General features: G+C 65.3%; 9 protein-coding genes. 4 read left to right on the top strand and 5 right to left on the bottom strand.

The genetic code is table 11. The features are described 5' to 3' along the window. The first annotated feature begins 1 nt into the window (after position 1). From A2J02_RS24920 to A2J02_RS24910, 3 genes are read left to right on the top strand one after another with little or no spacing between them, the layout of a single operon-like run. Positions 2–1,738: an FAD-dependent oxidoreductase gene (locus A2J02_RS24920; protein ID WP_068055085.1), complete on the top strand. Its 1,737-nt coding sequence runs from the start codon at positions 2–4 to the stop codon at positions 1,736–1,738. After that, entirely contained in the window at positions 1,735–2,811 is a 1,077-nt protein-coding gene (locus A2J02_RS24915) for a maleylacetate reductase (RefSeq protein ID WP_068055083.1), read from the top strand. The genes A2J02_RS24920 and A2J02_RS24915 overlap by 4 nt, the downstream gene beginning before the upstream one ends. An 8-nt stretch (positions 2,812–2,819) precedes the next feature. Continuing rightward, complete coding sequence (locus A2J02_RS24910) at positions 2,820–3,716, top strand: dioxygenase family protein (RefSeq protein ID WP_068055079.1); 897 nt, start codon at positions 2,820–2,822, stop codon at positions 3,714–3,716. Between the two features lie 22 nt (positions 3,717–3,738). Here A2J02_RS24910 and A2J02_RS24905 read toward each other — a convergent pair whose 3' ends face one another. Genes A2J02_RS24905 through A2J02_RS24885 form a run of 5 tightly spaced genes read right to left on the bottom strand, consistent with a single transcriptional unit; the run spans position 3,739 to position 7,144 of the window. Beyond that, the gene (locus tag A2J02_RS24905; RefSeq protein WP_068055100.1) at positions 3,739–4,371 is read right to left on the bottom strand and encodes a TetR/AcrR family transcriptional regulator; all 633 of its coding nucleotides are present in this window, start codon (positions 4,369–4,371) and stop codon (positions 3,739–3,741) included. Between the two features lie 10 nt (positions 4,372–4,381). After that, positions 4,382–5,590: an NAD(P)/FAD-dependent oxidoreductase gene (locus A2J02_RS24900; protein ID WP_068055076.1), complete on the bottom strand. Its 1,209-nt coding sequence runs from the start codon at positions 5,588–5,590 to the stop codon at positions 4,382–4,384. Beyond that, a complete protein-coding gene (locus A2J02_RS24895; RefSeq protein WP_027495558.1) occupies positions 5,587–5,760 on the bottom strand; it encodes a rubredoxin in 174 nt (57 codons plus the stop codon). Before A2J02_RS24895 ends, A2J02_RS24900 begins: the two co-directional genes overlap by 4 nt. After that, the gene (locus tag A2J02_RS24890) at positions 5,757–5,921 is read right to left on the bottom strand and encodes a rubredoxin (RefSeq protein ID WP_068055073.1); all 165 of its coding nucleotides are present in this window, start codon (positions 5,919–5,921) and stop codon (positions 5,757–5,759) included. The genes A2J02_RS24895 and A2J02_RS24890 overlap by 4 nt, the downstream gene beginning before the upstream one ends. Further along, positions 5,921–7,144 (bottom strand): alkane 1-monooxygenase, encoded by a 1,224-nt coding sequence (locus A2J02_RS24885; protein WP_068055098.1) that lies wholly within the window; start codon positions 7,142–7,144, stop codon positions 5,921–5,923. The genes A2J02_RS24890 and A2J02_RS24885 overlap by 1 nt, the downstream gene beginning before the upstream one ends. 161 nt (positions 7,145–7,305) lie before the next feature. On the opposite strand from A2J02_RS24885, the gene A2J02_RS24880 reads away from it, so the two are divergent. Beyond that, on the top strand, positions 7,306–9,108 hold the full coding sequence (locus tag A2J02_RS24880) for a DUF4012 domain-containing protein (protein WP_231893788.1): 1,803 nt from the start codon (positions 7,306–7,308) through the stop codon (positions 9,106–9,108). Positions 9,109–9,117 lie beyond the last annotated feature (9 nt).

The raw sequence follows: 9,117 nt of genomic DNA, 5'->3' as shown, positions 1-9,117 counted from the left end.
GGTGGTCGAGACCGACGTTCTCATCGTCGGCTCGGGGCCTGCCGGTGGATCCGCAGCATTGCTGCTGTCCACGCTCGGAATCCCGAACATCATGATCACCAAGTACCGCTGGACGGCCAACACTCCCCGCGCTCACATCACCAACCAGCGCACCATGGAGGTCTTCCGCGACGTCGGTATCGCAGATCAGGTACTGGCCGACGCCACCGAGCACGGGCTCGTCGGCGACACCGTGTTCTGCACCTCGATCGCGGGCGAGGAGATCGGACGCATCCGCACGTGGGGTACCGGGGCCGACCGAGAAGCGGACTACCAGCTCGCCTCGCCGTGCCTGACCGTCGACATTCCGCAGACGTACCTCGAGCCGATCCTGGTGAAGAACGCGACGATGCGGGGAACGCAGGCCCAGTTCTCCACCGAGTACCTCTCGCACGTGCAGGACGCCGACGGGGTCAGTTTGTCGGGGGTCGATCGACTCACCGGACACCGCTACACGATCCGTGCCAAGTATCTGATCGGCGCGGACGGAGCGCGTTCCAAGGTGGCCGCGGACATCGACCTTCCGCTCGAGGGCGCGATGGACATCGCCGGGTCGATGAACATCACCTTCAAGGCCGACATCGCCGAGTACGTCGGACACCGACCGTCGGTGCTGTACTGGGTGATTCAGCCCGGGTCGAACGTCGGTGGTATCGGTGCCGGGCTGGTTCGGATGGTCCGGCCGTGGAACGAGTGGCTCGTGGTCTGGGGATTCGACATCGCGCAGCCACCGCCGGTGGTGAACGAGGCAGCCGCCGTCGAGATCGTGCGGAGCCTGCTGGGCATGCCGGAACTCGACGTCGAGATCACCGGAACATCGTTGTGGGGCAACAACGAAATGTACGCCACGCACCTGCAGAAGGGGCGGGTGTTCTGTGCGGGCGACGCCATCCACCGGCATCCGCCGAGCAACGGGCTCGGCTCGAACACCTCGATCCAGGACTCCTACAATCTCGCGTGGAAGATCGCCGCGGTACTGAAGGGCCAGGCGGGCGAAGCATTGCTCGATACCTACTCCGCCGAGCGCGCCCCAGTGGCCGAGCGAATCGTCAAGCGTGCCAATCGCTCCGGCCGTGAGTTCGCAGACCTGTTCCACGCCCTCGGGGTCACCGACGCCAAGACCGAGGAGGAGATGGTCGAACGCATCGAAGAGCGTAAGGCCAACACACCGGCGGGCGAGGCCAAGCGAGCCGCGCTGGTGAAGGCGATGGAGATCAAGAACTACGAGTTCAACGCCCACGGAGTCGAATTGGGCCAGTTCTACACCTCCTCGGCTGTCGTGCCCGACGGCGTTCTGCCCGAGCCGGTACGAGACCCGGACCTGTACTACCAGGTTTCCACCGTCCCCGGATCGCACCTTCCGCACGCCTGGGTGGGCGATCACATGCACAAGCACGCGATGATGGATCTCGCGCCCTACGACCGCTTCACGCTCATCACCGGAGTCGCCGGATCGGACTGGGAGTCGGCGGCGGACAAGATCGCACACGAGTTGGGTGTGCCCCTCGAAACCGTCGTCATCGGACCCGGACGCGACGTCACCGACCTGTACTTCGACTGGTCTCGGCTGCGCGAAGTGACCGAGAGCGGTGCGTTGCTGGTCCGCCCGGACAAGCACATCTGCTGGCGTGCAGACGAACTCGCGGCAGACCCCGAGGACGCCCTGCGGCAGGCATTGACCGCGGTCCTGTCGCGATGACCTACGACTTCGCCTACGAGGCGAACCCGATGCGGGTGCGGTTCGGTGCAGGCTCGCTGTCGGTTCTGGCGGACGAGCTCGATCACCTCGGCCTGCGCCGCGTCCTCGTTCTCTGCTCACCGAGCCAGAAGGGCACAGCCGAACGCATTGCCTCGATGCTCGGAGACCGATGCGTGGGTGTGCGCGCCGACGCCGTAATGCACGTGCCCGCGGAGGTGGCGAAAAGGTCGAGTGCAGAAGCGCTTTCCCTCGGGGCAGACGGCTGCATCACCGTCGGCGGCGGGTCCTCGATCGGCCTCGGAAAGGCCATCGCCCTCGTCCACGGGCTCCCGATCGTCGCCGTTCCCACCACGTACGCAGGCTCGGAGATGACCCCGGTGTGGGGGCTGACGACCGACGGGCGCAAGGAAACCGGTCGCGACATCAGGGTGCTGCCCCGCAGCGTCGTCTACGACCCCGAGCTGACGACGGGCCTGCCGGTCGACATCTCCGTCACCAGTGGAATCAACGCGGTGGCGCACGCCGTCGAGGCGTTGTATGCACCCGACAGCAGCCCGATCGTCGCGCTGATGGCCGAGGACGGAGTGCGCGCACTCGCATCGGCGCTGCCGGCCATCGTGGCCGATCACCTCGATCCACAGGCGCGCAGCGACGCCCTCTACGGTGCCTGGTTGTGCGGAGCCACTCTCGGTGCCACGACGATGTCGTTGCACCACAAGCTGTGTCACTCGCTCGGGGGTACCTTGAACCTGCCGCACGCTCCGACCCACACCGTGGTGTTGCCGCACGTGTTGGCCTTCAATCAGTCGGCTGCACCCGGCGCAGTGACGGCGCTCTCGCGTGCGCTTCCCGGTTCCGGGGACCCGGCAACCCGGTTGTGGGATCTCTGTCGTGGACTCGGAGCGCCACGTTCGCTGGCCGAATTGGGTATGAAGGAGAAGGACATCGACCGAATCGCCGACGACGTGACGAGCAGATCGTACGGAAACCCGCGGCCCGTCACCCGCGAGGCCGCCGCAGCCATTCTGCACGCAGCGTGGGCCGGCGACCCGCCGACCGACATCGGACAGTGAGAGAGACCATGACCGAGCAGACCATGACCGGACAAGCCCAGGACGCCGTCGAAGAGCGGTTGGTGGAGAACGTACTTCGATCGTTCGACGACTGCACCGACCCCCGGTTGAAGCAGGTGATGACCTCGCTGGTGCACCACCTGCACGGATTCGTCCGCGACGTGCGACTGACCGAACAGGAGTGGAACACCGCCATCGGCTTCCTGACCGAGGTCGGGCACATCACCGACGACCGCCGTCAGGAATTCATTCTGCTCTCCGACGTCCTCGGGGCGTCGATGCAGACGATCAACGTGAACAACCCGGCCTACGAGGATGCGACCGAAGCAACCGTGTTCGGACCGTTCTTCGTCGACGACGCACCGCGGATCGAGAACGGTGGTGATGCATCGGGAGGTGCTGCAGGACAACCGTGCTGGGTCGAGGGAACCGTGCGCGACACCGCCGGCACGCCGATCCCCGGAGCGCGCCTGGAAATCTGGGAAGCCGACGAGGACGGGTTCTACGACGTTCAGTACGACGACGCGCGCGTCGGCGGTCGAGCGCATCTCTACAGCGACGACGAAGGAAACTATCGATTCTGGGCGTTGACGCCCACGCCGTATCCCATTCCGCACGACGGCCCCGTCGGCCGGATGTTGGCCGCGACCGGCCGCTCGCCGATGCGTGCGTCGCACCTGCACTTCATGGTCTCGGCACCGGGGATGCGGACGCTGGTGACGCACATCTTCGTCAGCGGCGACGAACTGTTGAGCAGCGACACCGTGTTCGGAGTCAAGGAGTCCCTGATCAAGGACTTCGTCGAGCAGCCGTCGGGAACACCGACGCCGGACGGTCGCGACGTCGGTGACAAGACCTGGGCCAGAGCGGATTTCGACATCGTGCTCGCTCCGGCCGAGATCTGAGACCGCCGGTCCGGACGGTCGGTCAGTGGTCGGCCGACCGCCCGGCGGTGATCGAATCGACGAACGGGGTCAGCAGCAGCGCCAGATCGTCGGCCGCTGCAGCAATGTCCTCGGGCGGTTCGGGGATGTAGCTCAGGGCCAATCGGACGATGGCTTTGCTGATTACGTCGGCCTGTCGTGGGCTCGCGCCCACCCATCCGCGCTGGAAGGTCTCGGACAGACGCTCACCCGCCCGCTCGATGAGCACCTCGCTGTCGGTGGTGATCAGGCGCAGAAGATCTTCCGGTGCGTCGCCGCTGTGCAGCGACCGGACGAGCGGATCCAGGCCGCTCAGCTCGAAGAACGACGAGAAGCCCTGCCGCAGAGCGGCCGACGCGTCGTTCTCGTGCTGATACAGAGCCGTCTCGCACATGGCCACGAAGAGGTCCGTCAATCTGATGGCGTACCCCTGCGCGACGCCACGCCGCGAACCGAACTCGTTGTACAGGCTCTGCCTGCTCAGCCCTGCAGCCTTGGCGATGTGGCTCATCGTGACGTTGCGCCAGTTGCGCTCGTTCAGCAGCTCTCGCAAGGCGTCGAGCGCGGTATCGCGCGCGAGAGTGGATGCGGCTTCACGGTATCGACCGGGGGTCGACGTCTGTTCGGCTGCGGGCATGAACACGACTCTATCGAACGACCGCATGGGGCCGATCCAGCCAATCTTCTCCGAGGAGTTCCCGATCGATGGGGTCTGCGCTCGCAATGAGGGATCTTATCTGTCGGATGTCCTTGGGGAAGCCGACGCCGATGGCCCCGACGAGCGTGTCGCCGCGCAGCGCACAGGCGGTGAAGCGGCGTTCCTCGATGGAGCCGCGAACCACGACGTACTCGTCCTCGGCACCGGTCCAACCCGCGAACTGCAAGTTGAGCCCGTGCTGAGTCGACCAGCCCCACGGCACGTCGAGGCTGCCGACATCGAGACCGAGTATGGACCGTGCTGCCCGGGTCGCCTGATCGACGGCACCGTTCCAGTGCTCACTCCGATAGGTGCCGCCGAGAATCGTGTTGGGGACCTCTGCCACGTCGCCCGCCGCGTAGACGTTCGGCCTCGATGTGCGCATCGACGCGTCGACCAGGATTCCCGACGCGGTCTCGAGGCCCATGTCCGCCCCGAGCTCGACGTTGGGCACCGAACCGGCGGACACCAGGACGGTGCCGGCCGACCACGAGCGTCCGTCCCGAGCGGTGGCACGGAGGGTGCCGTCGTCCTGCTCGTCGAGAGTCGTCACGGTGACGTCGGTGTGCATCGTTATCCCGTTGTCCGTGTGCAGGTCTCGGTACATCTGCGAAATCTTTGGCGGCGCGATCCGGCTCAGCGGAGCCGATGCCGCTTCGAGCACCGTCACCTCGGCACCGAGCGACCGGGCTGCTGCCGCCGCCTCGCACCCGATCAATCCGCCGCCGATCACCAACAGCGATCCGGTGCGGAGGATGTCGGCATGCAGTGGTGCGACATCGGTGGCGCTGCGAAGCGTGAACACGTGACCCGGGAAATCGAGTTGCCGAGCCCGAGAACCCGTTGCCAACAGCACGGCGTCGTACGGGATCGGATCGCCCTGATCGAGCTCGACGGCCGAGTCGGTGACGGCGACGGCGGTGACGCCCGTGCGGACGTCCACGCCCTCGATGGCTGCACCCAACCGGACCTGATCGACCGACTTGGTGCCCATCAGCAGCTCCTTGGACACCGCTGGACGACGGTAGGTGGCCTCCTGCTCGCTCCCGATCAGCGTGATGGAACCCGTGAAGCCCTCGGCCCGTAGCACTTTGGCGGCGGTGTACCCGGTGGCACCGGTGCCGACGATCACGACCTCGGCGGGTTGCCCAGTAGTCACCCGCGCTCTACCTCGACCATCTCGAAATCGGCCTTGGCCGCGCCGCAGTCGGGGCACGACCAGTCGTCGGGAATGTCGTCCCAGCGTGTGCCCGGCTCGATGCCGTCCTCGGGCCAGCCCAGCTCCTCGTCGTACTCGAATCCACATTGAACGCAGCGGTAGAGCTTCATGCCTTACTCCTGAAGTCGATTTTCTCGCGGACACCGCAGTCGGGGCACGGCCAGTCGTCGGGTACGTCCGACCACGGTGTTCCTGCCGGAAAGCCCTCTCGCGGTGCGCCGTTGGTCTCGTCGTAGACGAACTCGCACACCGGGCACTCGAAGGCGGCCATCACTTCGCTCCGTGCGCGGCGAGGATCTTCTCCCGCTTGGACGGCTGGATGTTGACCTTCGTGATGTCACCGTCGTAGTGGTCGAGTACGCGGTGGTCCATCACCTTGCGCCACACCGGTGGGAAGTAGGCCAGCGAGATCATGCTCGCGTAGCCACTCGGCAGATTGGGTGCCCCGTCCATGCTGCGCAGAGTCTGGTAGCGGCGGGTGGGATTGGCGTGGTGGTCGCTGTGGCGCTGAAGGTGGTACAGAAAGATGTTGGTCACGATGTGATCGGAGTTCCAGCTGTGCTCGGGAGTGCATCGCTCGTAGCGGCCGTTCTCCTTCTTCTGACGCTGCAGGCCGTAGTGCTCGAGGTAGTTGACCGTCTCCAGCAGCGAGAATCCGTAGATGGCCTGAATCACGAGGAACGGCAACACGATCGGACCGAACACCGCGATCAGGATCCCGTACAGAACCACCGACATCAGCCATGCGTTGAGCACGTCGTTCTGAATGCTCCACGTGCTCTTGCCCAGTCGCTCCATGCGCGTCTTCTCCAGCTCCCAGGACGACTTCAGGCTGCCCCACACGCTGCGTGGCAGGAAGGCCCAGAAGCTCTCGCCGAACTTCGAGCTCGCCGGATCCTCGGGAGTGGCGACGCGAACGTGGTGGCCGCGATTGTGCTCGATGTAGAAGTGGCCGTAGAACGTCTGTGCCAGAGTGATTTTCGACAACCAACGCTCGAGGCTGTCCTTCTTGTGGCCGAGCTCGTGCGCGGTGTTGATACCGACGCCGCCCATCACGCCGATACTGATGGCCAGGCCGATCTTCGAGATCAGGCCGAGCCCTCCGTCGATGCCGAGCCACGACAGGTTGTTCGCCGACCACAGGTAGCAGGCGAACACCAGACTGGCGAGCTGGAACGGAATGTAGGCGTAGGTGCAATAGCGGTAGTACTTGTCCTCCTCCAGCGCCTTCATCACCTCGTCGGGTGGGTTGTCACCGTCGGGACCGAAGAAGCGATCGAGGATCGGAAGCAGGCCGTAGACCAGCAGCGCGCCGATCCACCACCAGACCGGCGACACGGCGGTCCAGCCGAGCTGGTTGAAGGCCCACACCAGGCCGGTAGCCAGGAAGACCGCCGTGGGTGGGATCAACCCCATCAGCCAGAGGTATCGCTTTCGGTCGTGCCACTCGGCGACCGGCGCCTGCGCCTGATCGTCGACATTCGATGCGGTCATCGTCACTCCTCGTGTAAGGCCGATCACTGTGGATTGGACAATACACGGAATTTGTCAGCTCGATGGACAAATTGGCTGATTTGTACAAAAAACAAGTCGTGTCGCGGTGAGGGGGCGTCGTTTGTACTCTCAGCCGGAAGCGAAAGGGATCCGCACCCAAAATGAGCCTCGACCACGACCACCCGGACGGTGAACGCCGCAGCCCTCGCGGTCGAACCGGTCGACGCATGCTTGCGGGCTTCGGACTGCTGATCGTCGTGGCGCTCGGACTCAGTGCGTGGCTCGCGTACACCGCCCATGCCGCGTACACCTCCCTCGATCAGGCCCGCGAGCATGCCCAGGCAGCAAAGGCTGCGCTGCTGACGGGGGATACGCAGAAGGCCGGAACCTCCGTGTCCGACGCGGTGCGCACCTCGACCCAGGCGAAGGAGGCCACCGATTCGCTGATCTGGACGGCGGCCGCGGCAATTCCGTACGTGGGTCAACCGCTGGACGTCGTCTCGCAGATCACCGACGTCGTCAACGGGCTGAGCGTGGATGTGCTGACACCCTCGGTGGAGGTGGGCACCACCCTCGATCCGAGTCGGCTGCGTGGGCCCGACGGTTCCATCGACATCGCCGCCCTGCGCGACGCCTCGCCTGCGTTGTCTCGGGCGGCGGCAGCATCGGAGGTACTCGATGCCCAGGCCGAGGCAATCGAGGAACCGACATTCGTCGATCGGGTCGGTGAGGCGCGAACTCGGTTGCAGGATCAGACGCACGAGCTGACGTCCCTGCTGACGAACACGAACATCGCGGCCGAGGTTCTTCCGGCGATGCTCGGTGCGGACGGCCCGCGCAATTACTTCCTGGCCTTCCAGACACTGTCGGAATCCCGCGGAACAGGCGGATTGATAGGCGGATTCGGCATCGTGCGCGCCGTGGACGGGAAGGTCGCGGTCGACTCGTTGGCCAGCAATGCCGAGCTTCGGATTCCGTACGACCCCATCGATCTCGGCCCCGACTTCTTCGACTTCTACGAGAGCCGCTTTCAGCCCACCCAGAACTGGCAGAACAGCAACGTCAGTCCGCACTTTCCGTACGCGGGTCGGATCTGGCAGTCGATGTGGGAGCAGGAAACAGGCGAGCGTCTCGACGGCACGTTGGCCACCGACCCGGTTGCCCTCGGCTACATCCTCGACGCCGTCGGACCCATCACGATGGGCGACGGCGAAGTGATCGACGGATCCAACGTCGTCCGGATCACGCAGTCCGACGCCTACTTCCGCTTCCAGGACGACAACAGCGCGCGCAAGGCCTACCTGCAGGACATCGCCGCCCGGGTGGTCGCGAAGATGCAGGGCAACATTGGCTCTCCCAGTGCGCTGCTCGAAGCACTCGGCAAGGCCACCATCGAAGGTCACATCTCCGTGTGGAGTGCGGACCCGGCACTTCAAGCGATCCTCGGTCCGACCGAGATCGGCCACGAAGTTCCCGACAGCCCCGACCCGTACGCCGCGGTGGTGGTGAACAACGGTGCGGGCGGCAAGCTCGACTACTACCTGCAGCGCAAGGTCACCTACTCCGCGCAGTCCTGCGAGGGCCCGACGCGCACCACCCGCGTCGTCGCCGAGATCACCAACAACGCTCCGCTGCAGGACTGCACCACTTACATCGCCGGCAGGCAGAACGACTCCACCCGATACGACGGACCGCCGGGAACCAACCGATCGGTGGTGGCTCTGTACGCAACTCGGGGCGCAACGTTGACCGATGCCACGATCAACGGAACTCCACTGTTTCTGCTGACCGCTGCCGAACGGGGCCATCCGGTGTTCTACGTGCCGGTCGTCATCGAGCCGGGACAGACCAAGACCATCGAGTACAACCTCGTCGAACCGACCGTCGCCGGCGAAGCGCAGGCACCGGTTCAGCCGCAATCGGCGCCGGCACCGACCGAAGTGGACTTCCCGGACTGCTCGTGATCGCCGGTA

It is taken from the genome of Rhodococcus sp. EPR-147, assembly GCF_001647185.1.
In the GTDB taxonomy this organism is placed as follows: domain Bacteria; phylum Actinomycetota; class Actinomycetes; order Mycobacteriales; family Mycobacteriaceae; genus Rhodococcoides.
Note: the sequence above shows the minus strand (reverse complement) of the source record. Positions and strands in the feature narration are given on the sequence as shown.

Excerpts from the sequence above, each read along its gene's own strand:
- A2J02_RS24890 (WP_068055073.1), bottom strand. The coding sequence starts at position 5,921 with ATGGCCGCCTTCGAGTGCCCGGTGTGCGAGTTCGTCTACGACGAGACC.
- A2J02_RS24885 (WP_068055098.1), bottom strand. The coding sequence starts at position 7,144 with ATGACCGCATCGAATGTCGACGATCAGGCGCAGGCGCCGGTCGCCGAG.
- A2J02_RS24905 (WP_068055100.1), bottom strand. The coding sequence starts at position 4,371 with ATGCCCGCAGCCGAACAGACGTCGACCCCCGGTCGATACCGTGAAGCC.
- A2J02_RS24880 (WP_231893788.1), top strand. The coding sequence starts at position 7,306 with ATGAGCCTCGACCACGACCACCCGGACGGTGAACGCCGCAGCCCTCGC.
- A2J02_RS24895 (WP_027495558.1), bottom strand. The coding sequence starts at position 5,760 with ATGAAGCTCTACCGCTGCGTTCAATGTGGATTCGAGTACGACGAGGAG.
- A2J02_RS24910 (WP_068055079.1), top strand. The coding sequence starts at position 2,820 with ATGACCGAGCAGACCATGACCGGACAAGCCCAGGACGCCGTCGAAGAG.
- A2J02_RS24915 (WP_068055083.1), top strand. The coding sequence starts at position 1,735 with ATGACCTACGACTTCGCCTACGAGGCGAACCCGATGCGGGTGCGGTTC.